Source organism: Nonomuraea dietziae (genome assembly GCF_014195505.1).
Taxonomy (GTDB): domain Bacteria; phylum Actinomycetota; class Actinomycetes; order Streptosporangiales; family Streptosporangiaceae; genus Nonomuraea; species Nonomuraea roseola.
Map to the genome: position 1 here is coordinate 5,271,547 of NZ_JACIBV010000001.1, position 21,089 is coordinate 5,292,635.

At 68.3% G+C, this 21,089-nt stretch carries 25 protein-coding genes and 1 tRNA gene; 13 read left to right on the top strand and 13 right to left on the bottom strand.

Translation table 11 applies throughout. The features are described from left to right. Positions 1-62: 62 nt before the first annotated feature. On the top strand, positions 63-575 hold the full coding sequence (locus FHR33_RS25075; RefSeq protein ID WP_246452071.1) for a HEAT repeat domain-containing protein: 513 nt from the start codon (positions 63-65) through the stop codon (positions 573-575). Here FHR33_RS25075 and FHR33_RS25080 read toward each other — a convergent pair. Next, a complete protein-coding gene (locus FHR33_RS25080) occupies positions 537-1,184 on the bottom strand; it encodes an NUDIX hydrolase (RefSeq protein ID WP_183652333.1) in 648 nt (215 codons plus the stop codon). The genes FHR33_RS25075 and FHR33_RS25080 overlap by 39 nt on opposite strands. Before the next feature lie 66 nt (positions 1,185-1,250). After that, positions 1,251-1,946 carry an endonuclease III gene (nth, locus tag FHR33_RS25085; RefSeq protein ID WP_183652335.1) on the bottom strand — a complete coding sequence of 232 codons (696 nt, stop codon included), beginning with the start codon at positions 1,944-1,946 and terminating at the stop codon, positions 1,251-1,253. 193 nt (positions 1,947-2,139) lie between these two features. Between nth and FHR33_RS25090 the strand changes: the two genes are divergently transcribed. Further along, positions 2,140-2,820: a Crp/Fnr family transcriptional regulator gene (locus tag FHR33_RS25090; RefSeq protein WP_183652337.1), complete on the top strand. Its 681-nt coding sequence runs from the start codon at positions 2,140-2,142 to the stop codon at positions 2,818-2,820. On the opposite strand, the gene FHR33_RS25095 is transcribed toward FHR33_RS25090, so the two are convergent. Genes FHR33_RS25095 through sp36 form a run of 4 tightly spaced genes read right to left on the bottom strand, consistent with a single transcriptional unit; the run spans position 2,802 to position 5,021 of the window. Next, the gene (locus FHR33_RS25095) at positions 2,802-3,590 is read right to left on the bottom strand and encodes an MBL fold metallo-hydrolase (protein WP_183652339.1); all 789 of its coding nucleotides are present in this window, start codon (positions 3,588-3,590) and stop codon (positions 2,802-2,804) included. The genes FHR33_RS25090 and FHR33_RS25095 overlap by 19 nt on opposite strands. Continuing rightward, entirely contained in the window at positions 3,587-4,387 is an 801-nt protein-coding gene (locus FHR33_RS25100; RefSeq protein WP_312895714.1) for an NUDIX hydrolase, read from the bottom strand. Before FHR33_RS25100 ends, FHR33_RS25095 begins: the two co-directional genes overlap by 4 nt. Before the next feature lie 26 nt (positions 4,388-4,413). Next, positions 4,414-4,869 carry a RidA family protein gene (locus tag FHR33_RS25105; RefSeq protein WP_183652341.1) on the bottom strand — a complete coding sequence of 152 codons (456 nt, stop codon included), beginning with the start codon at positions 4,867-4,869 and terminating at the stop codon, positions 4,414-4,416. Then, positions 4,866-5,021: a Sp36 family protein gene (sp36, locus tag FHR33_RS25110; protein WP_183652343.1), complete on the bottom strand. Its 156-nt coding sequence runs from the start codon at positions 5,019-5,021 to the stop codon at positions 4,866-4,868. The genes FHR33_RS25105 and sp36 overlap by 4 nt, the downstream gene beginning before the upstream one ends. Positions 5,022-5,185: 164 nt before the next feature. Here sp36 and bagA point away from each other — a divergent pair, with 164 nt between their 5' ends. Together bagA and bagB are read left to right on the top strand one after the other, a co-directional pair. Further along, positions 5,186-6,190, top strand: a complete 1,005-nt coding sequence (gene bagA / locus FHR33_RS25115; protein WP_183652346.1) for an ATPase BagA — start codon at positions 5,186-5,188, stop codon at positions 6,188-6,190. Next, positions 6,187-7,314 (top strand): ATPase BagB, encoded by a 1,128-nt coding sequence (bagB, locus tag FHR33_RS25120; RefSeq protein WP_183652348.1) that lies wholly within the window; start codon positions 6,187-6,189, stop codon positions 7,312-7,314. Before bagA ends, bagB begins: the two co-directional genes overlap by 4 nt. A gap of 49 nt (positions 7,315-7,363) precedes the next feature. On the opposite strand, the gene FHR33_RS25125 is transcribed toward bagB, so the two are convergent. Beyond that, on the bottom strand, positions 7,364-7,660 hold the full coding sequence (locus FHR33_RS25125) for a WhiB family transcriptional regulator (RefSeq protein WP_148036282.1): 297 nt from the start codon (positions 7,658-7,660) through the stop codon (positions 7,364-7,366). Positions 7,661-7,904: 244 nt separating this feature from the next. Between FHR33_RS25125 and FHR33_RS25130 the strand changes: the two genes are divergently transcribed. Next, positions 7,905-10,136 (top strand): transglycosylase domain-containing protein, encoded by a 2,232-nt coding sequence (locus tag FHR33_RS25130; RefSeq protein WP_312895715.1) that lies wholly within the window; start codon positions 7,905-7,907, stop codon positions 10,134-10,136. Positions 10,137-10,292: 156 nt separating this feature from the next. Here the strand turns inward: FHR33_RS25130 and FHR33_RS25135 are convergent, their stop codons facing one another. Next, on the bottom strand, positions 10,293-10,745 hold the full coding sequence (locus FHR33_RS25135) for a GatB/YqeY domain-containing protein (protein WP_183652354.1): 453 nt from the start codon (positions 10,743-10,745) through the stop codon (positions 10,293-10,295). A 30-nt stretch (positions 10,746-10,775) separates the two neighbouring features. On the opposite strand from FHR33_RS25135, the gene FHR33_RS25140 reads away from it, so the two are divergent. Together FHR33_RS25140 and FHR33_RS25145 are read left to right on the top strand one after the other, a co-directional pair. Next, positions 10,776-11,669, top strand: coding sequence for a metallophosphoesterase (locus tag FHR33_RS25140; protein ID WP_183652357.1), 894 nt, complete (start codon positions 10,776-10,778; stop codon positions 11,667-11,669). A 63-nt stretch (positions 11,670-11,732) separates the two neighbouring features. Then, a tRNA-Pro gene (locus FHR33_RS25145) sits at positions 11,733-11,806 on the top strand. A 554-nt stretch (positions 11,807-12,360) separates the two neighbouring features. On the opposite strand, the gene FHR33_RS25150 is transcribed toward FHR33_RS25145, so the two are convergent. From FHR33_RS25150 to FHR33_RS52800, 3 genes are all read right to left on the bottom strand, one after another. Beyond that, complete coding sequence (locus FHR33_RS25150; RefSeq protein WP_183652360.1) at positions 12,361-13,167, bottom strand: hypothetical protein; 807 nt, start codon at positions 13,165-13,167, stop codon at positions 12,361-12,363. A 444-nt stretch (positions 13,168-13,611) separates the two neighbouring features. Continuing rightward, positions 13,612-13,761 (bottom strand): hypothetical protein, encoded by a 150-nt coding sequence (locus FHR33_RS25155; protein WP_183652362.1) that lies wholly within the window; start codon positions 13,759-13,761, stop codon positions 13,612-13,614. A 139-nt stretch (positions 13,762-13,900) separates the two neighbouring features. Next, a complete protein-coding gene (locus tag FHR33_RS52800; RefSeq protein ID WP_221241234.1) occupies positions 13,901-14,818 on the bottom strand; it encodes an HNH endonuclease in 918 nt (305 codons plus the stop codon). Between the two features lie 384 nt (positions 14,819-15,202). On the opposite strand from FHR33_RS52800, the gene FHR33_RS25165 reads away from it, so the two are divergent. From FHR33_RS25165 to FHR33_RS25185, 5 genes are all read left to right on the top strand, one after another. Then, positions 15,203-15,802 carry a dihydrofolate reductase family protein gene (locus FHR33_RS25165; RefSeq protein ID WP_183652365.1) on the top strand — a complete coding sequence of 200 codons (600 nt, stop codon included), beginning with the start codon at positions 15,203-15,205 and terminating at the stop codon, positions 15,800-15,802. A gap of 58 nt (positions 15,803-15,860) precedes the next feature. Continuing rightward, positions 15,861-16,271 carry a hypothetical protein gene (locus FHR33_RS25170; protein WP_183652368.1) on the top strand — a complete coding sequence of 137 codons (411 nt, stop codon included), beginning with the start codon at positions 15,861-15,863 and terminating at the stop codon, positions 16,269-16,271. Positions 16,272-16,583: 312 nt separating this feature from the next. Beyond that, entirely contained in the window at positions 16,584-17,663 is a 1,080-nt protein-coding gene (locus FHR33_RS25175; protein WP_183652371.1) for an NAD(P)H-dependent amine dehydrogenase family protein, read from the top strand. Then, complete coding sequence (locus FHR33_RS25180) at positions 17,660-18,172, top strand: carboxymuconolactone decarboxylase family protein (RefSeq protein WP_183652374.1); 513 nt, start codon at positions 17,660-17,662, stop codon at positions 18,170-18,172. The genes FHR33_RS25175 and FHR33_RS25180 overlap by 4 nt, the downstream gene beginning before the upstream one ends. A 105-nt stretch (positions 18,173-18,277) precedes the next feature. Beyond that, a complete protein-coding gene (locus FHR33_RS25185; protein WP_246452072.1) occupies positions 18,278-19,846 on the top strand; it encodes a GMC oxidoreductase in 1,569 nt (522 codons plus the stop codon). Between the two features lie 40 nt (positions 19,847-19,886). On the opposite strand, the gene FHR33_RS25190 is transcribed toward FHR33_RS25185, so the two are convergent. Continuing rightward, positions 19,887-20,141, bottom strand: coding sequence for a transposase (locus FHR33_RS25190; protein WP_183652379.1), 255 nt, complete (start codon positions 20,139-20,141; stop codon positions 19,887-19,889). 104 nt (positions 20,142-20,245) lie between these two features. Here FHR33_RS25190 and FHR33_RS25195 point away from each other — a divergent pair, with 104 nt between their 5' ends. Then, positions 20,246-20,632, top strand: a complete 387-nt coding sequence (locus tag FHR33_RS25195; protein WP_183652382.1) for a DUF6578 domain-containing protein — start codon at positions 20,246-20,248, stop codon at positions 20,630-20,632. A 3-nt stretch (positions 20,633-20,635) separates the two neighbouring features. On the opposite strand, the gene FHR33_RS25200 is transcribed toward FHR33_RS25195, so the two are convergent. After that, complete coding sequence (locus FHR33_RS25200; protein ID WP_183652385.1) at positions 20,636-21,067, bottom strand: nuclear transport factor 2 family protein; 432 nt, start codon at positions 21,065-21,067, stop codon at positions 20,636-20,638. Positions 21,068-21,089 lie beyond the last annotated feature (22 nt).

Genomic DNA, 21,089 nt, shown 5'->3' on the forward strand with positions numbered 1-21,089 from the left:
GACGGTCAAGCGTGCGCGTCTTCCGCTACGACCGGCCCGGAAGCGGAAATACCCTGTAAATGATGCGTGATCTCATCGAGGCGGCACTCGGCGACACCGATCCGGGCGGCCCTGTCCGCTGGCAGGTGATCTCCACGCTACAGGAGCGAGGCGATCTGGAGACCTTCACCGAGGCCAGACGGCTGTGCGCGGGCCGGCAGGTCTCCGAGCGCCTGCTGGGCATCGACATCATGGGCCAGCTGGCCACCTTCAAGGACAGGGCGCTGCCGGTGCTGCGCTTCCTGGCCGCCAGCGAGGACGACGCCATGGTGCTCTTCTCCGTGCTGATCGCCTTCGGCCATCTCGGCGACCCTCGCTCGCTGCCCTCGGTGATCGAGCTGTCGGCCCACCAGGACGCCAGGGTGAGGTACGGCGCCGCCTACGCGCTGCCCAACGTCTGCGGCCGGCCGCCCGACGCCGCCGGGCTCGCGGCCCTTCGCGCGCTCATGCGCGACAGCGACGACGACGTGGCCGACTGGGCGACGCTCGGGCTCGCGCTAGCCACGGGCAGCCAGGTCGAGGACGTCGGGCGGTAGGTCCTCCACCCTGTCTGTGTCCCAGGGGCGCTCCAGGCCGCCCTCACGCAGCACCGCGTCGAGCACCATCGCGGTGAACCCCCACACGAGGAGCCCGCGCACCTTGAAGGCTGGGCCCCTGTGTCCTGTCGGGGTGCGCAGGACGATCCTGTTGGCGGGGTCGACCAGCTCGGCGATCGGCACCCGCTCCACCGAATCGACCTCGTCGGGAGCCGCGGCGTAGACCGCGACAGGGGTGTGCCACCAGCCGATGACGGGGGTGACCCTGTTGTCGCTGTGCCAGACGAACAGCTCGGGGAGCGTGCAGAGCACCTTGACCCCCGCGGGGTCGATCCCCGTCTCCTCCGCCGCCTCCCTCAGAGCCGCGCCCACCGGCCCGTCGTCCTCGGGGTCGACGCCGCCACCGGGGAAGGCGGGCTGCCCCGCGTGCCTGCGGCCCCGGGAGCTGCGCTGGATGAGGAGCAGGTCGGGGCCGTCGGGTCCCTCGCCGAACAGCAGCAGCACCGCGGCTCGCCTGCCGCCGCGCGCGGGCGGGCGCAGGCCATGGGGGACGGGGGTGTGGACGGCTCGGGCGGCCAGCCTGTCCAGCCATTCGGGGACGTCGGTCACGTCAGACTCCAACACCTCGCGCCTCTCCGGGCTTCCCGCGCCCGGCCATGACACCTACGAGTATCACTACGAGAAGGGGCCCGGCCTGACGAGCTTGGCCGCCTTGGCCGCCTCGGTGGGGCCGGTGCCGTACGAGGGGCACAGCGCCGCCAGCGGGCACACACCGCAGGCGGGGGTGCGGGCGTGGCAGATGCGCCTGCCGTGCCAGATCACCCTGTGCGAGAAGACGGTCCACTCGCGCTTGGGTATCAGCTCACCCACCACCCGCTCGATCTTCACGGGGTCGGTCTCGTCGGTCCAGCCGAAGCGACGGACCAGACGCTGGAAGTGCGTGTCGACGGTGAGCCCCGGCACGCCGAAGGCGTTGCCGAGCACCACGTTGGCGGTCTTGCGGCCCACGCCCGGCAGGGCGACCAGGTCGGCGAGGCGGCGCGGCACCACGCCGCCGTGCTTGGCGGAGACCGCCTGGGCCATGCCGATGATGCTGTTGGTCTTGGCCCTGAAGAAGCCCGTGGACTTGATGATCCCCTCCATCTCGGAGGGGTCGGCCGCCGCGTAGTCCTCGACGGTGGGGTATTTCGCGAACAGCGTGGGGGTGACCATGTTGACGCGCTTGTCGGTGCACTGGGCCGACAGGATCGTGGCGACCAGCAACTCGAGGGGGTTGGTGAAGTCGAGTTCACAGTGCGCGTCGGGGTAGGTCTCGGCGAGGATCCTGTTCATCCGTCGCGCCCGCCGTACCAGCGCCAGCCGGGTCTCCATCCCGCAAGCGTATGGCCAGCGGCTTCGTGCCGGGGAAACGATCCGTTGAGTAACGCTTCAGTGGGTTCAGTCCGTAAACTCCCTCGAGGGAACTTCGTGGCGACCAGCAGGTGGCGTCCCCTTGAGCCTTTTCGCATGGGTCACTCCCGACCTCTGCAGTGGGGTAGGTCACAATGGCTGCTGAGGAGGCAGAGTGAACACCGAAGACGTGCTGGGCAAGGCCCCCCTGTTCGCCGCGCTCGACCGCGAGAGCGCCGCCGCGCTGCGCACGAGCATCACCGAGGTTCAGCTGTCCAAGGGACAGACCCTGTTCAGTGAGAACGAGACCGGTGACCGGCTCTACGTCGTTCTGGAAGGCAAGATCAAGCTGTCGCGCACAGCCCCTGACGGCCGCGAGAACCTGTTGAGCGTGCTCGGGCCGAGCGAGATGTTCGGCGAGCTGTCGCTGTTCGACCCACGTCCGCGTACGGCGACCGCCTCCGCGCTGACCGACGTCAGGCTGGCCGGGCTCGGCCACGACGACCTGCGGCCATGGCTGACCGGCCGCCCCGAGGTGGCGCTCCACCTGCTGCGCGCGCTGGCGCAGCGGCTGCGCCGCACCAACGACGTGCTGGCCGACCTGGTCTTCACCGACGTGCCCGGACGGGTGGCCAAGGCGCTGCTCGACCTGGCCGAGCGGTTCGGCACCAAGGCCGACGACGGCCTGCGCGTCCACCACGACCTGACCCAGGAGGAGCTGGCCCAGCTGGTCGGCGCCTCGAGGGAGACGGTCAACAAGGCGCTGGCCGACTTCGCTCAGCGCGGCTGGCTGCGCATCGAGGCCAAGGCCGTGGTCATCCTCGACATGGAGCGGCTCTACAACCGGTCCAGGTAGTCGAGCTGGGCGCGCACGGACATCTCGGCGGCGAACCACAGGGCCCTGTCGACGTCCGCGTAGACGATCTCCACGATCTCGCGCGGCGTCTGGGCGCCCGACGCCCTCGCCGCCCTGATCTGGTCGAGGCGCTCGCGCCTGTGCGCGATGTAGCCGTCGAGCGCGTGCAGGGGATCGGCGAGCGCGGGCCCGTGCCCTGGCAGCAGCGTCTCGGCGCCCAGCTCCTCGGCCGTGGCCCGCAGCAGGTCGAGCGTGCGCAGGTAGTCGGCCAGGTTCCCGTCGGGCGCGATGACCGTGGTGCCCCTGCCGAGGACGGTGTCGCCGGTGAGCATGGCCAGGTCGGCGGGCAGCCAGAAGCACAGGGAGTCGAAGGAGTGGCCCGGCGTGGCGTACACCCTCAGCTCCAGGCCGCCGACCTCGATCACGTCGCCGCCCGTCAGCCCTTCGCCGCCCAGCCTGTGCTCGGGGTCGAGCGCCCGCACGGGCGCCCCGACCAGCTCGGCGAAGCGCTTGGCGCCGCCGCTGTGGTCGTGGTGGCCGTGCGTGAGCAGGATCTGGGTGACCCTGCGCTGCCCCAGATGCCGGACGACCCGCTGGAGGTGCGCCTCGTCGTCGGGGCCGGGGTCGACCACGACCACCTCGTGCGTGCCGATCACCCAGGTGTTGGTCCCTTCGAGCGTCATCTCCGAAGGGTTGGGCGCCAGCAGGTTCTCCGCGTGGTCGGTGCGGATGCCGTCAGGACCCGCCAGCGGGATGTGAAGGCCGCTCATGCCATCAACCGCATCTCTCCGTCGATCTCCACCGCTCTGGGCATGATGCGGACGATCTCCCGCTCCGCCGCCATGACCTCGCCGACGCTTCCGTAGGCCGCGAGCTCGGTGAGCGTGCGGTGGGTCGGCGGCATCAGGAAGAACTGCCCGCCCAGGGCCTCGGCGGGACGCTGCCACACCACCTTGTCCGCCTCGCCGCCCACGTCACGGGTGCGCTGCCCCTCGGGGAGCACCGCGACGAAGAAGCGGGTGTCGAACCTCTTGTGCTCGATCTCGGGCGTGATCCAGTGCGCCCACGGCTTGAGCAGGTCGGAGCGGAGCACCAGGCCCCGCTTGCCGAGGAAGTCGGCGAAGGCCAGGCTCCTGTCGATCAACGCGACCCGGTCAGCCTCCCAGTCGTCGCCCGTGGTGTCGGCGACGACCGCGTCCTCTCCCTGCCCCGCCAGGAGCACCCCCGACTCCTCGAAGGTCTCCCGTACGGCGGCGCACACCAGGCCCCTGGCGGTCTTCTCGTCGGCGTTGAACACCTCGCCCCACTCCTTGGGCGAGGGTCCCGCCCACGCGACCGCCTGGTCGGTGTCGCGCGGGTCGACCAAGCCGCCGGGGAAGACGTACGCGCCGGCGGCGAAGGCCATGCTCGCCTTGCGTCTGAGGAGGTAGACCTGCGGTCCGCGAGCGCCGTCGCGCAGGATCACCACCGTGGCGGCGTCCCTCGCGGGGACCGGCTGGAGCCGTCCCGCCAGGATGTCTCGTGCTCGCTGGCCGAACTCGCCCGGCAGCGGGATGCCGTTGTCCACATGACCTCCTCTAGAACATCACTCGGTTATACCTCCGCGATCAGCTCGACCTCCACCGGGGCGTCCAGCGGGAGCACGCTGACGCCCACCGCGCTGCGGGCGTGCACGCCGAGGTCGCCCAGCACGTCCCTGAGCAGCTCGCTGGCGCCGTTGCCGACCTGGGGCTGGGCGGTGAAGTCGGGCGTGCTGGCGACGAAGACGACGACCTTGACGATCCTCTTGATCTTCGACAGGTCGCCGATCTGCGACTTGACCGCCGCCAGCGCGTTGAGCGCGCAGATCCTGGCCAGGTCGCGGGCCTCCTCGAGGCTGACCTCCGCGCCGACCTTGCCGGTCTGGGCCAGCTTGCCGTCGACCATCGGGACCTGGCCCGAGGTGTAGATGTAGTCACCGCTGCGCACGGCGGGGACGTAGGCCGCGAGAGGGGCCACGACCTCGGGCAGCGTCAGGCCGAGCTCGGCCAGCTTCTCCTCGGGGGTCATGCCTTCTCCCTCTTGAAGTAGGCGACCAGGCCCTGGCCGTCGGGCCCCTGCACGATCTGGACCAGCTCCCAGCCGTCGGCGCCGAAGTTGTCGAGGATCATCTTGGTGTTGTGGATCAGCACCGGAGCGGTGAGGTACTCCCATTTCTTCATGAGGGCCAGCGTAGTGACCCCCGCGCCGAAGCCGCCTCCGCACGCCGGACGACGTCCCGGCAGAAACGTCCGCCTCCTCACGCCCCTCGGGCACCGGCGCAGGCGGGCCCGCTGTGAGCAATCTCAAAGAGGCACACAAGTAACCGTTCGGTAGCCTGGCAGATGTGACGGCAAGGGACACCGATTGGGACGGCGTGCGGCTCCACGTCGTGACCGGTAAGGGCGGCACGGGCAAGACGACGGTGGCCGCCTCGCTCGCCCTCGCGTTGGCCTCGGGCGGTCGCAAGGTCCTCCTCGTCGAGGTGGAGGGCAGGCAGGGCATCGCGCAGATCTTCGACCTGCCGCCGCTGCCGTACGAGGAGCGCAAGATCGCCGTCGCTCCCGGAGGGGGCGACGTCTACGCGCTGGCCATCGATCCTGAAGAGGCGATGCTCGAGTACCTCGAGATGTTCTACGGCATGCGCCGCGCCGGTCGCACGCTCGCCAAGATGGGCATCGTCGACTTCGCCACCACCGTGGCGCCCGGCTTCCGCGACGTGCTGGTCACTGGCAAGACCACCGAGGCGGTACGGCGGCGCGGCAAGAACGGCCGGCGCGTCTACGACGCCGTCGTGCTCGACGCCCCTCCGACCGGCCGCGTCAGCCGCTTCCTCAACGTGACGCAGGAGGTGGCAGGCCTGGCGAGGGTCGGCCCGATCAAGAACCACTCGGATCTCGTGAGCGGGGTGGTGAAGTCGCCCGAAACGGCCGTCCACTTCGTGACGGTTCTGGAGGAGATGCCGGTTCAGGAAACGCTCGACGGCATTGCCGAATTGCGTTCGGCCGGTCTTCCCGCGGGCGGAATCTTCATCAACATGGTCCGTGAATCACTGCTTCCACAGGCGACACTTGACTCCGCTGTCAAGGGCGGATTCGACGCGGGCGAGATCGCGCTCGGCCTCAAGGCGGCGGGCCTGGCCGACGGCGCGGGCGACGCCTCGGCCGTGGCCGACGCCCTGGCGGCGGAGGTCGTGGAGCACGCCCGCCGTACCGAGCTCGAGAAGACCGAGCGGGCCGCGCTGATGACGGCGGCGCTGCCCCGCTACGAGCTTCCGCTGCTGGCCGACGGGGTCGACCTCACAGGGCTGTACGAACTGGCCGAGACCATCGGCGCCAAGGGAGCGGCATGACCAGGGTTCCGCCCGTCCTCGACGTCGACGCGATCCTCGACGACAGGGGCACCCGCATCGTGGTCTGCTGCGGCTCCGGGGGCGTGGGCAAGACCACGACCGCCGCGGCGCTCGGGCTGCGCGCGGCCGAGCGGGGGCGCAGCGCGGTCGTGCTGACCGTCGACCCGGCCCGCAGGCTGGCCCAGTCGATGGGCCTGACCGAGCTGGACAACACCCCCCGCCTGGTGCACTCCTCGGGCGACGGCCAGCTGTTCGCGATGATGCTCGACATGAAGCGGACCTTCGACGAGATCATCGAGGCGCACGCCGATCCCGAACGGGCCCGCCAGATCCTGACCAACCCCTTCTACCAGTCGCTCAGCTCCAGCTTCGCCGGCACGCAGGAGTACATGGCGATGGAGAAGCTCGGCCAGCTGCGCCGCTCGGACGAGTGGGACCTGATCATCGTCGACACGCCGCCCTCGCGCTCGGCCCTCGACTTCCTCGACGCCCCCGAACGGCTCGGCCGCTTCCTCGACGGTCGCTTCATCAGGCTGCTGATGGCTCCTGCCAAGGCAGGAGGGCGCAGCGCGTTCAAACTGCTCAACGCGGGGTTCGGGCTCGTCGCCGGCGCGATGACCAAGCTGCTCGGCGCGCAGGTGATCAAGGACCTGCAGACGTTCGTCTCCGCGCTCGACGCGGTCTTCGGCGGCTTCAGGCAGCGCGCCGAGATGACCTACAAGCTGCTGCAGGCGCCCGGCACGGCCTTCGTGGTCGTCGCGGCGCCCGAGCGCGACGCGATGCGCGAGGCCTCGTACTTCGTTGAGAGGCTCGCTGAGGAGCGCATGCCGCTGGCGGGGCTCGTGGTCAACAGAGTGCACCTGTCGCCCGCAGCGGCGCTCTCAGCGGCGCGCAGCGCCGCCGCAGCCGAGGAGCTGGAGACGAAGGGCGAGCACGAGCTGACCGCCGCCGTGTTGCGGCTGCACGCCGGACGGATGCAGCTCGCCGCCCGTGAGCACCGCGAGCAGGAGCACTTCGTCTCGGCCCACCCCACGGTGCCTGTCGTCCAGGTTCCGGCCATGCCGCAGGATGTCCACGACCTCGCGGGTCTGCGCGAGATCGGGGAGCTGCTGGCCAGGACGTGAGCACGACGGCACGGCCGGCGAGGTTCCGCCGGCCGTGCCGTCGCGACGTTCAGCCGGCGATCAGCTCGTTAGTCCGCTCGTACTCTTCCTTCGCGGACTCCAACAGCTCTCGCCATGAGTCCACATCGGGCCGCCGCCGTAGCAGCGCTCGCCGTTCCCGCTCCGTCATACCGCCCCACACCCCGAACTCGATGCGGTTGTCGAGCGCATCGGCGAGGCACTCGGTACGGACCGGGCATCCTCGGCAGATCAGCTTCGCCCTGTTCTGAGCGGCTCCCTGGACGAACAGCGCGTCCGGATCCGCACCCCGACAGGCGGCACGGGAGGTCCAATCCGTGATCCACATGTTTCGACCCCACTCCCCTTAGGTGGTCAGTCGTCATTTGGGGCCGACGGGCGCGGGCGCCGAGCCTCCGTATTCAGTTGCCGCAGTGGAGAAGTTACGCAACCAGACCTTCGGGCCGACAGACCCCGGCAGGACCAATTTCTCGGGAGATGCTTGACCGGGAATGACTAGTCACCCCTCCCAGTCAAGGCGAAATGGGCTCCGGTTACCGATTACGCCTCTCTTTCGACGTAGTCTTGGTTCCGTGCAAGCTCAGGGCAAAGACCGCTCGAACCCGTTCGTGAACGTCGTACGGCTGCTGGCCGCCGGCACCGCAGGCGGCGTGCTGACCGCTGCCATCGCCCTGCCCGCCGTGGGCGGCGTGGGCCTGACGGCCAAGTCGACGACGGAGTCGCTCTCCCTGCGACCCGAGCAGCTCGACGAGCCGCCGCTTCCTGAACGCACCGAGATCTTCGACTCCGAGGGCAAGCAGATCGCGCAGTTCTACTACCAGAACCGCGAATCTGTGAAGATCGAACAGATCGCCCCCGTGATGCTCACGGCGATCATCTCGATCGAGGACTTCCGCTTCTACGAGCACGGCGCCATCGACATCGAGGGCACCGCCCGCGCCCTCGCCAAGAACGTCACAGGCGGCGGCGTGGTCCAGGGTGGCTCCTCGATCACCCAGCAGTACGTCAAGCTGGTGCAGTTCAACAAGGCCAAGACGAAGAAGGAGGCGATGGCGGCCATCGCGCCGACCGTCTCCCGAAAGCTCGACGAGCTGCGCTACGCCATGGCGATCGAGGCGAAGTACACCAAGAACCAGATCCTCGAGAAGTACCTCAACATCTCCTACTTCGGCGCGGGCGCCTACGGCATCCAGGCCGCGGCCAAGCGCTTCTTCGGCAAGCCGGCCGCCAAGCTCGACCTGTCCGAGGCCGCCACGCTGGCCGGAGCCGTGCAGAACCCGGTCCGCACCGACCCCACCCTGGGCAAGACCGCGAGAGACCAGCTGATCAACCGGCGCAACACCGTCCTCGACAGGATGGCCGAGCTCAAGAAGATCACCGTGGCCGAGGCGGCGGCGGCCAAGAAGGAGAAGCTGGGCTTCAAGGGCACCCAGATCCCCGGTGGCTGCGAGGAGAGCAAGTTCCCGTACTTCTGCCTCTACGTGAAGCACGAGATCCTCACCAACCCCGAGTTCGGCGCCACGCCGGACGACCGCGAGAAGCTGCTCCAGCGCGGCGGCCTGCGCGTCAAGACCACGCTCGACCCGAAGATGCAGAAGGCCGCCGAGCAGGCGATCGCCAAGCGCGTCAGCACCAAGGACAAGCCGGTCGCGGCCCAGGCCATGGTCGTGCCCGGCACGGGCGAGATCAAGGCGATGGCCGCCAGCCGCAAGTTCGGCGACAACAAGAAGAAGAACGAGACCCTGATCAACCTGGCCGCCGACGGCAAGCACGGCGGCGGCGTCGGCTTCCAGCAGGGCTCGACCGCCAAGGCGTTCACGCTGGCCGCGGCGCTGGAGAACGGCTGGAAGATCGACGACGGCAACTCCACCGGCGCCTCCTACGACATCCCCACCAACGCGCTGTCGCCCTTCCGCGACTGCAAGGGCAACCGGGTCGGCGAGACGCACCAGGTCCGTAACTCCAGCGAGGGCGGCGGCGGCTTCAAGACGCTGCGCACCGGCACCGAGGGCTCGGTCAACACCTTCTTCATGAAGCTCGAGGAGGCCGTCGGCCTCTGCAAGGTCGTCAAGGTGGCCGAGAAGCTCGGCATCAAGCGCGCCGACGGCGGCAAGCTGCAGGAGGTCCCGACCTTCACGCTCGGCGTCAACGAGATGGACCCCGTGACCGTCTCCAACGCCTTCGCCGTCTTCGCCGCCCGCGGCGAGTACTGCAGGCCGATGGCCATCACCGAGATCCGCGACCGCAACGGCAAGGTCACCTCCTCCAAGCCCAAGTGCAAGCAGGTCATGGACGAGAAGGTCGCCGACGCGGTGAACGAGGTCATGTCCGGGGTCTTCACCAGGGGCACCATGACCGAGGTCGGCGGCATCGGCCGCGATGCGGCGGGCAAGACCGGCACCACCGACGGCTACACCGCCGCCTGGTTCGCCGGCTACACGCCCAACCTGGCCTCGGCCGTCAGCGTCGGCGACCCGCGCGGCGCCTTCGAGCACGACCTGACCAACGTCACCATCGGCGGCCAGTACTACAACTACGTCTACGGCGCCACCATCTCGGGCCGGATCTGGAAGGACTCGATGATCCAGGCGCTCAAGGGCGTCGAGGCCCCGTCCTTCACGCCGTACGACCGCGACCGCTTCGGCGGCTGCTCCAAGAGCTGCGCGCCCAAGCCGCCGAAGAAGGACAAGGACAGGGACAGGGACAGGGGCGACGGCCCGTGGGGCAACCCCGACGACGACGGCCCCCTGGACATCTGGGACACCGGCGAGGACAACGGCGGCCCGATCACCCCGGGACGCTGACCCTTCACACGCCGGAGGCCTGCGCGGGCCTCCGGCGTTGGTGTGTCACAGGGCCTGCCCGTCCACGTCACGGCGGGTCACCGTCGCCGCTGGAGTGCCGTGATGGACGGGCGGTCAGCGGTGACCGCGGTGGGGCCGGGAGGGCTTGCCGTACGGTCAGGAAAGGCGCGCGCGGACGATCTGGGCCACGCGGCCGCCCTCGGCGCGGCCTGCCACCTTCGGGTTGACGACCTTCATGACCTGGCCCATCGCCTGCGGGCCCGACACGCCGAGCTCGGCGACGGCCTCGTCGACGATGCGGCCGAGCTCCTCGTCCGACAGCTGCGCCGGCAGGTACTCCTCCAGCACGGCCTGCTCGTCGAGCTCCGCCTTGGCCTGCTCCTCGCGGCCGGCGCCGCCGAACGCCTCGGCGGCCTCGCGGCGCTTCTTGGCCTCCTTGGTGAGGACCTTGAGGATCTCGTCGTCGGACAGCTCCCTGGCCTGCTTGCCCGCGACCTCCTCCACGTTGATCGCGGCCAGCGCCATGCGGATGGTCCGCAGACGTACCTCGTCCCTGCTCTTCATCGAGGCCGACAGGTCGGCCTTCAGCTTGTCCTTCAATGCGCTCATGTGCTCCATCCTTTCAGGCATCATGAAGAGATGAGGAAAGCTGTCGCAGTCCCCCTGTCCCTGCTCGGTCTGGGCGTGGCCGGTCTCGGCTACGCCTCGGTCATCGAGCGCAACAGCTTCCGTCTGCGACGCTTCGACGTCCCCGTCCTCGAGCGGGGCCAGCGGCCGGTGCGCATCCTGCACCTGTCCGACCTGCACCTGACGCCCGGCCGTCGCATGCTCGTCAACTGGGTGCGCTCCCTCGGCTCCCTCGAGCCCGACCTCGTCGTCAACACCGGCGACTCCATCGCCCACGTCGACGCGGTCCCCGCGCTGCTGCACGCCCTCGAGCCGCTGCTGTCCCGTCCTGGCCTGTTCGTGTACGGCTCGAACGACCTCTACGCCCCCAAGCCCAAGAACCCGGTCCGCTACCTCTGGCGCACCTCCAAGGGCGAGCGCCGCCAGCACGTCCCCTCCCTGCCCTGGCGCGAGCTCGGCGAGGGCATGGCCGCCGAGGGCTGGCTCGACATGAACAACACCACGGCCCGCGTCAAGGTGGGCGACCTTGACATCGCCGTGGCGGGCATCCACGACTCCCACATCGACCGCGACCGCTACGACCTCGTGGCCGGATCCGCCCCCCGCGACGCCGACCTGCGCCTCGGCGTCATGCACTCCCCCGAGCCGCGCAACATGAGCCGCTTCGCCGCCGACGGATACCAGCTCCTGCTCGCCGGCCACACCCACGGCGGCCAGCTCTGCATCCCCTTCTACGGCGCCCTGGTGACCAACTGCGGCATCGACAAGGCCCGCGTGAAGGGACTTCACCGCCACGAATCGGCCTGGCTGCACGTGTCGGCAGGGCTCGGGACCTCCCCTTATGCGCCTGCCCGGTTTGCCTGCTTCCCCGAGGCCTCGCTGCTGACGTTGGTCCCGCGCCGCTGAGGCGTCACACGCACCCCCGAAGTCCGCTAGACTCGTGCAGGCACGTGCAAGACGGACGTGCACCGGGGTGTAGCGCAGCTTGGCAGCGCGCTTCGTTCGGGACGAAGAGGCCGTGGGTTCAAATCCCGCCACCCCGACCCAGTAAGACCAGCTCAAAGGCCAGTTCCGATCATCGGGACTGGCCTTTTGCTTAATACAAAGTCGTCGCACCTACCGAGGGACCAAAACGGTGTTCGAGCGCACCGGCCCGAACAGCGTCCGAACGAATGCCCCACCGACATGCTGGGGATGCGTTCCCAAGCCCCTGGCGGAGTGCCATGCTCCACGCCGACTTCGCCGTCTACACCGTGGCGGCCGTGGAAACTGCCGGAGTGTTGGCCGACCTGTACCGGCCGGGCGTCTTCCGTGAATCCATCCCCACTGCACAACGTCTTCGTCCCATGGGATGTGCACCGCTTCCATCCTCGCGCGCTGGCAGTCGCAGAAGTGATGGAACTGCACGGCATGGAACCCGTCGCCCTCAACCGATCCCGCCGCGTCCCCGGCGCCCCTCGTGTCCCTTGATCGGACTTGACCTGCGCTTACGCACGCATCACGAGGGACGCTCCGCATTATCAGATGTCCCTCAAGTCCCAGCACGCACAACTAGAGGCCTTTCTTGGCATGGCTGTCGCTTTGAAGGGAGTTTCGATCACCATTCGTAGGCGATGAGATGCTTGGGCGGGGCCGTGATCTTGACGGGGCTTCCCCATCCTCGGTAGATGATGTTCATCGTCATGGTCTCGGCGTTAGCGCCCTCCGGCCGGGTGAACCTCATGATGGCGTGGAAACGTCGCGGCAAGTTGTCCGGGCCCGCCCAGAGTTTCCAGGTGATCGGCCCGCTCCACGCGAAATCCTCCTCCTCAGTCCCGAAGTACATCCCAGCCTGCCGCTCATCCATCTTTGGAACCGCCACCGTGCCGCTGTGGAGGGTCGTCTTCACCCCCTCGAACGTTCCGCCGTCGGCACTGGTCGCACCGTGAGAGTCGACCAGCTTGAGGAAGCCCGGGTTGATCCCGTTGATCAGGTCATCTCCCCACATGACCCCGGCAAGGTTCCGCCCTCCGTAGACCCATTTCCCCACCGTCGATGGCGATTTCCAAACGTACTTGCCGTCCTTGGAGCGCACGTAGGCCTGTGAATAGAAGTCCTTGCCGACGCTGATCTCCCGAGACCGGCCTGTCCCGTTTCGCTCCTGGGAGATCGTCGTGGTGTCGGCGGCGTACACGCCTGAAGCCCTAAAGCGGTACGCGCCGGACGCCTTGATGTTCCAGGTGGCCGGGGGCCCGCCGCGTCGCTTGACGGAGAAGCGCACGCTGCTCTTCTTCACGAACTGCTGCTTGATCGCTTTGACGACGGAGTCGAGAGACTCCGATTCGGGAGAGGCGTGCACAGCGCCGCCGGGAATCGTGACGCTCAGCAGGCTGGCCATCACCAGCACGACGCTCATGCGTTTCATGCGCCGATCATCACGGAACTCGATATCGATCTCATCACGGCAAGTCCCTGCTCAGCCTGCTCGGCCAGCTCAGGGAGAGGCCGGTGACCCCAACCAGACGGGCTGCTGAAACATTGGGGGGCGGCCCCCCGAGTGTTACAGCGCTTGTCCGTGCGCAGCATGGTTAAGAAAGGCGTGCGAAGCACCTTCTTAGCCGAGCCAGGTGAGTGACCAACTGCGTGACAACCGCGCCGGACACCCACGGACGCAGGCGGACTCCCACAGACGGCGCGCACTGGTTAGAACTGCACCTCACGCCATGGGAACATATATTCGATTTCATCGGGACGAAGAGGCCGTGGGTGCAAAATCCCGCCACCCCGACCCAGTTAGTGCAGGTGAAAAGAGGCTTCGGAGAGATCCGGGGCCTCTTTTTCGTTCTCTGAAGGTCGTTGGGGAGCCACCTCAGCCGGACTGTTCCTGGCTGACGCCGAAGATGGCGTTCATGGTCTCGGCACCTGTGGTGATCACCGACTTCAGCTGATGCCGGTAGACCTCCTCCGTGACGCTGGCGCCGGAGTGCCCGACGAGATCGGCGATGGTCTCGATGGACACACCGCCATGCAGACCGCGATCTCTTCAACGAGGCTGGACGACCGAGTCGGGATCGAGCTCGCTCGCGTTGTCGAGCTGCCGCATTCTCCAAGCCTCGCCGGCTCCTATGCCGGCCTCCTCCAACGTGGCCGTCACAACGTCAGCCCGCGTCCCTGAAGCGTTCGTAGCGCTCCTCGAGCAGTTCTCGTTTCGGCATGTCTACCCGCCGTCGAGGGACCACCAGGCGTAGACCGTTCATCTCCTGCAGTCCGTGCTTGAGCATCGGCCCGTCGACCTCTTCCAGGATGTCGGAGCGCACCTCGATCACCAGGTCGGGGCGTACACCGAGGATGTGCTGGTCGTATGCGGCATGGTGGATCTTGCAGAGCGCCATCCCGTTGGAGATCGCCGGAACGCCGCGTTCCTCACGGTCGGGGATGATGTGGGCGGCGTCCAGCAGCGACAGATGCTTGAGACGGCACATCGCACAGCTCGTCTGGTACGCCTGGATGACCCGCTGCCTGAACACCGGCTGGTGAAGGCGGCGCCTGGTCATGCCAACGGAGTAGCGCCGCTCAATCTCGCTCGCCGCCCCATCAAGGGTGATGTGCCGCTGCGCCTCCTCCAGCGCCACGGCCACCTGCAGTTGATCGGTCTCGACGGCCCGGATCCACACCGGGAAGAACGGCAGGTACAGGCCCTGCTTCACGCCAAAGAACCAGATGAGGGGCAGGCCACGCTCGTGAGCGCGGCGGAGACCGACATTCGTGTACAGGTTGGGGTTGTCGCCCTGGAACTTGTAGCGCAGCAGCCCGTCCGGGCCCACCTCGTCTTCGTACGGCGCACGCGTGCCGTCGGAGGTGTAGGTGGTGAGGATGGACAGTGCGGCCGTCAACTCCTTGGGCTTGCGGATGCCCAACTGGTTGTCGACCAGCGGAAAGGTGCGCCCCTCGAACTGGAAGCCCAGGAGTTCCGCACGGGAGACCACAGGATTATCCGGGGTGCAGCGCCGCTGAAGCCAGGCCATGGCTGCTGCGCGAATCCGGCTATCAAGGACATCACCCAGCGGCGTGATCACATTCGAGTTCTACACCCACCGTCGAACAGTTCACCAGTAGCGACTCAAGGTCAGGTCGGCTTTGCCTCAAGAGATCGGCTCACGAGAGTCCCCCTCGCTACTGCGGGAGCATGACGATCGCCTCTGCCTTGATGGTCCAGGTACTCGCCGGCAGCTCCACTTCCTTCGAGAGCTCCTGGAGCGGCGTCACGCTCTCCGTCAACGCAGACCGTCGGGCTGAGGCCGAGTATCCGTTGGCGCGAACGACGGCATCCGCTCTGGTGATCGGGAGGGCCCACATTCTGAAGAAAAATTCCGCGGGTGTGTAGAGAACGGGTGGACGCCTCCGACCTCCTCCTGACAGCGGCGCCGGACGGGCGCCGGGGAAACGCAGGAGGTAGCGAGATGAGCAAGGTCACCTGTGACATGGGGATGTCCGTCGACGGCTTCGTGGCAGGGCCGCACCAGAGCCTGGAGAAGCCGATGGGCGAGGGCGTGGGCGAGCGCCTGCACCGGTGGATGTTCGACGAGCCCGAGCGGCACGCCGCGGTGATCGAGAACATCACCGCGGCAGGAGCCTTCATCATGGGCCGCAACATGTTCGGCCCCAGCCGCGGCGCGTGGGACCTGGACTGGAACGGCTGGTGGGGTGACGAGCCGCCGTACCACGCGCCGGTCTTCGTCCTCACCCACCACCCTCGTGAGCAGATCACGATGAAGGGTGGCACGACGTTCACCTTCGTCACCGACGGGATCGAGGCGGCGATGGCCCGGGCGCGCGAGGCCGCCGGCGATCACGACGTCGCCATCGCCGGCGGTGCCGAGACGGTGAACCAGTACCTGGCGGCAGGGCTCATCGACGAACTGCGCCTGCACATCGCGCCCGTGATCCTCGGCAGAGGCGAGCGGCTGCTCGACAACGTCGGGGACATCACCCTCGAGCCCCTCGGCGACCCCTCGGGCACCAGCCTCGTCACCCATCTGACCTACCGGGTGATCCGATAGAAGGGACGTGCTTGGGGTCGCAACCGACGCTCGCTACCGTTGGGTCGAGGAGCGACCGATGGTGGTGAAGACGATCGGCAGGCGAAGAAGTCCGCAGGAGAAGAAGCTGCTGAGCTATACGAAGGATCGTCGGAACGACTACGGCGAGAACGACAAGAGCTCCCGCACGGCCATCCGCAGGAACAAGAGCGCCCCTCATCGGGCCAACAGGCGGCATGTGAGCCAGACGCTCGATGCGATCACCGGCACGGTCGATGAGGCGGCAGAAGAGTCGGCCGTGCAGCGTCTTGAGAGCAGGCGGCCGAAGACGTGGAAGAAGTGGCGCGACGCGACACTCGGGGCGACCGTCCAGGACCGTCTGCAGCGAAGGGCGCGCCTGGGCATCGACGACCACGAGAGGAACGACGAACGCGTTCAGCGGGTCCGGCGGCGGCTACGGCTGCCGGCCGGCGAGACGCGGCGAAGGTGATCCGTGCGGCGACCGCGCCGCACGCCACCCACCACACGTGATCGACGTGGCGACCGCGCCGCACGCCACCCACCACACGTGATCGACGTGGCGACCGCGCCGCACGCCACCCACCACACGTGATCGGCGTGGCGACCGCGCCGCACGCCACCGACTTCAGGTGATCGGCCCCTTGACGCCCAGCGATGGCAGGGGCGGATCCCGCCGCCCCTGCCCGGTGGGGAAGGCCGGTTCCAACTGGGCTTTCGCCTTGCCTGGATCATTGCGCGGAGGGCCCTGTACACCAAACCAAGCGCTTGCTACGCTCCGCCCATGATGTCCACGGTTGTCTGGGGTACCGGCAACGTCGGCCGCGCGGCCATCCGCGCCGTCGAGGCCCATCCGACGCTGAAGCTCGTGGCCGTGCTCGTCCACAACCCCGGCAAGGTCGGCCGTGACGCGGGCGAGCTCGGCGGGCTCGGCCACCACCTGGGGGTGGCGGCGACCGACGACATCGACGCCGTTCTGGCCGCCGGCCCACGCGCCGTCGTGTACGCCGCGTCCGGCGACATCCGTCCCGACGAGGCACTCGCCGACATCATCAGGGCGATCCGAGCCGGGGCCGTGGTCGTCACCCCGTCGCTGTACGCGCTCTACGACCAGCGCAACGCCCCGCCGGAGCTGCGGGAGCCCGTGCTGGAGGCCATCAAGGACGGCGGCGGCTCGCTGTTCGTCTCAGGCGTCGATCCCGGATGGGGCAACGACGTGCTGCCGCTACTGATCAGCGGGCTCGCTACGACCGTGGACGTGATCCGCTGCCAGGAGATCTTCGACTACTCCACCTACGACCAGCAGGACTCTGTCAGGTACCTGGTCGGCATGGGCCAGCCGATGGACTACGAGCCGCCGATGCTCGCCCCCGCCGTCCCGACCATGGTGTGGGGCGGGCAGGTACGGCTGATGGCCAGGGCGCTCGGCGTCGAGCTCGACGAGATCAGGGAGACCCTGGACCGGCGGCCGCTCGACTCCACGGTGAGCACCATGACGATGGGCGAGTTCGAGGCGGGCACCCAGGGCGCGGTGCGGTTCGAGGTGCAGGGCATCGTCGAGGGCGAACCCCGCATCGTCATCGAGCACGTCACGCGCATTCACGCGTCCTGCGCACCGGACTGGCCGACACCGCCCGACGGCGAGGGTGCGCACCGGGTGATCATCGAGGGCCGCCCGCGCATCGAGGTCACGGTCGAGGCCACCGACGAGGACGGCAACCGTTCCGCGGGAGGGAACGCCACCGCGGTGGGCCGGCTCGTCAGCGCCATCGACTGGCTCACGGACGCGGAGCCGGGGCTCTACGACGCGCTCGACGTCCCGCTGCGCCCCGCGGTCGGCAAGCTCGGGAGGAGACAGCCGTGAACATCGACATCCCCGAGGGCAGGGACGCGATCGAGTACGTGTGGGGCGAGATGGTCCCCGGCATCGGGATCGCCGCCTCGAAGTTCTCGATGGCTGTGTACGCCCACACGACCCTCGGGCTCCGCGAGTTCGAGGCCGCGCGGCTGCGGATCGCGCAGATCAACGGGTGCGTCTTCTGCCTCGACTGGCGCACCGAGCGCGACGGGCAGAAGGTCGAGGAGGGCTTCGCCGACGCGGTGACGGAGTGGCGCACCACCGACGCCTTCGACGAGCGCACCCGACTGGCCGCCGAGTACGCCGAGCGGTACGCCCTCGACCACCATGGCCTCGACGAGGAGTTCTGGGCGCGGATGACCGCGCACTACAGCCAGCTCGAGATCGTGGAGCTGAGCATGAGCATCGGTTCCTGGCTGGCGTTCGGCCGGCTCAACCATGTGCTGGGCCTCGACACCGTGTGCAGGCTGCCCAGCGGTTCGTCCCCCTCGGCCAGGCGGGCGGACGCGCTGTGACCCATATGGAGAACGTGTTCTCGTTTCGTCGAGAGTGAGGCCCATCACGTGAGCGACAAGACCTTAGGCATCTCGCGCCGTGGATTCATCGCAGGAACCGGCTCCATGCTGGGTGTCGCAGCCCTCGCGGGTCGCGCGCCCTCGGCCCAGGCTTCGGCCGTCCGCTCGGCTGCTCCGATCGCCTCGGGGGCCCGCGTCCCGGCCCTGGTGATCGGCACCGGCTACGGCGGCTCCGTCGCCGCTCTACGCCTCGCCCAGGCGGGCGTCGACGTGCACATGATCGAGATGGGCATGGCCTGGGACACCCCCGGCCCCGACGGCAAGATCTTCTGCAGCACGCTCGAGCCCGACCACCGGTCCTACTGGCTGCGCACCAGGACCAAGGCCCCGCTCAACTACTTCCTCGGCTTCCCGATCGACAGGAACATCTCCCGCTACACCGGGATCCTGGACGCGGAGGACTTCAGCGGCATCACCGTCTACCAGGGGCGCGGCGTCGGCGGCGGCTCGCTCGTCAACGGGGGAATGGCGGTCACTCCCAAGCGCGAGAACTTCGCCGCCGTCCTCCCGTCGGTGAACGCCGACGAGATGTACAACGTCTACTACCCGCGCGCCAACGCCGGGCTCGGGGTCGGCACCATCGACCCGGCCTGGTTCGACTCCACCCCCTGCTACCAGTACTCCAGGGTCGGGCGGAAGCACGCCCAGCGCTCCGGGTTCCCTTTCGTCTTCGTGCCCGACGTCTACGACTGGGACTACATGAAGCAGGAGGCTGCGGGGACCGTCACCAAGTCGGCGCTGGCCGGCGAGATCCTCTACGGCAACAACCACGGCAAGAAGTCGCTGCAGAAGACCTACATCGCCCAGGCCAGGGCCACCGGCAAGGTCACCATCTCGCCGCTGCACAGGGTCACCTCGGTCGCTCCCGCGGCAGGTGGCGGCTACACGGTCGTCATCGACCAGCTCAACACCAACGGCGACACCACGGCCACCAAGACCGTGATCGCGGACAGGGTGTTCTTCGCCGCGGGAAGCGTCGGCACCAGCAAACTGCTGGTCAAGCTGAAGGCCACCGGCGCGCTGCCCCACCTGAACGACGAGGTCGGCAAGGGCTGGGGCGACAACGGCAACGTCATGTGCGGCCGCGCCAACCACATGTGGGACCCGACAGGCAAGCTCCAGTCGACCATCCCCTGCTCAGGCATCGACAACTGGGCCGCAGGCGGCGCGTTCGCCGAGGTCGCGCCGCTGCCCACCGGGATCGAGACCTACGCCTCGTTCTACCTGTCGATCACCAAGAACCCCCACCGCGCGCAGTTCTCCTGGAACGCCGCGACGGGCCAGGTCGACCTGAACTGGCAGACGGCATGGAAACAGCCGTCCATCGACATGGCGAAGACGATCTTCGACAAGATCAACGCAAAGGAGGGGACGATCTACAGGACCGACCTCTTCGGCGTCTACAAGGTCTGGGGCGACCACCTCACGTACCACCCGCTCGGCGGCGCGGTGCTGAACAAGGCGACCGACAACTACGGCCGCCTCACCGCCTACCCCGGCCTGTACGTCATCGACGGCTCGCTCATCCCCGGCAACACGAGCGTGAACCCGTTCGTCACCATCACCGCGCTCGCCGAGCGAAACATCGAGAAGATCATCGCCACCGACCTGTAGGCACCCCCGCCGCCACCGGCAAGGAGTCCTCGACGAGCGCTCAGGCCTGTCGTCCGCCGCTCGCGCCGGTGACGGCCTGATCGCCTCGCGGGCGGCGCTTCGCTCTGATCTGCTGCAGGTCCACGACCTCGACGAGGCTGGCCAGGTCCACGTGGAGGGCGACCTGCTCAGGGCTCCAGCAGTCGGCGACGTGGTAGCGCCTGCCGTCGACGCGGTGGGACACGCGGAGGCAGGGGCGTTCGTCCCTGACGATGTGCTCGACCTCGATCCCATCAGGAGAGAGCCAGCGCGTCATGTCCGCGAGCATATGCGATTCGGACATATGCCCTTATTCTGGACAGAAGGGCGCCCTGGTCAGGGGAAGCGGCCAGGGCGTTCGCCATGGGGCAGACTGGCCGTATGGATCTGGTCGTATGGGTCGATGACTGGCAGATGCAGTGCTGCGGCGACCCGTTCAGCGTGGGATCGCGGGTCTCGTGGAAGCTGGGGCCGCCCGACCTCGACTGGCTGGCCACGGTCCTGGGCCCGGTCCAGGTCGACAGGGCCGAAGACCATCATGATCTGTTCACCGCGGACACCCCGGCCACCGAGGCCGTGGTGAGAGCGATCAGCGCCGTCCGCTGCGCCTACGCCCCGAAGCCGGGCGAAGACCTTCCAGGCCTGTATCCCGTCCGGGGTTCGGGCGTGCTCACGCCGGTGGAGCGCGCTGACGGCCGGGAGAAGGATCAGGGCGACAAGAGGTTCTCCGGCTATCTGGTGCGACTGTCCACGGTCGAACGATCCTGACCGCTAGATCCAGGTGGCGGCGGGGTCCCAGTAGAACGGGCGGCACTCCAGCATGCGCCCGTTCCTCACCCTGATCAGCTGCAGGATCAGGGAGTCGACCTCCTTGCCTGTGGCGCGGGAGCGGAAGCGCACCACGCTGCGCACCACGACGGTGTCGGCGTCGCCCCAGTGTTCCTGCTCGAGGAAGTCCATCGACTCCCACACCTCGCTGAACCTGGCCAGGAACCGCTCCATGCCGTCACGACCCCGCCAGACCCCCGTTCCCGTGAAAGGCAGCCCTGGAGCCTGGTACAGGACGGCCTCGGGATCGAGGTACCTGGCCACCTCGTCGTAGCTGGACTTGCCGAAGCCGCCCGCCGCGACGTACGCGGCCTCGGCCGCGTAGAACCTCTCCATGACCGCCCAGGCGTCGGCCTGCTGCTCTGTCGTGCTCATGGCCCCCAGTGTCACCGGTAGG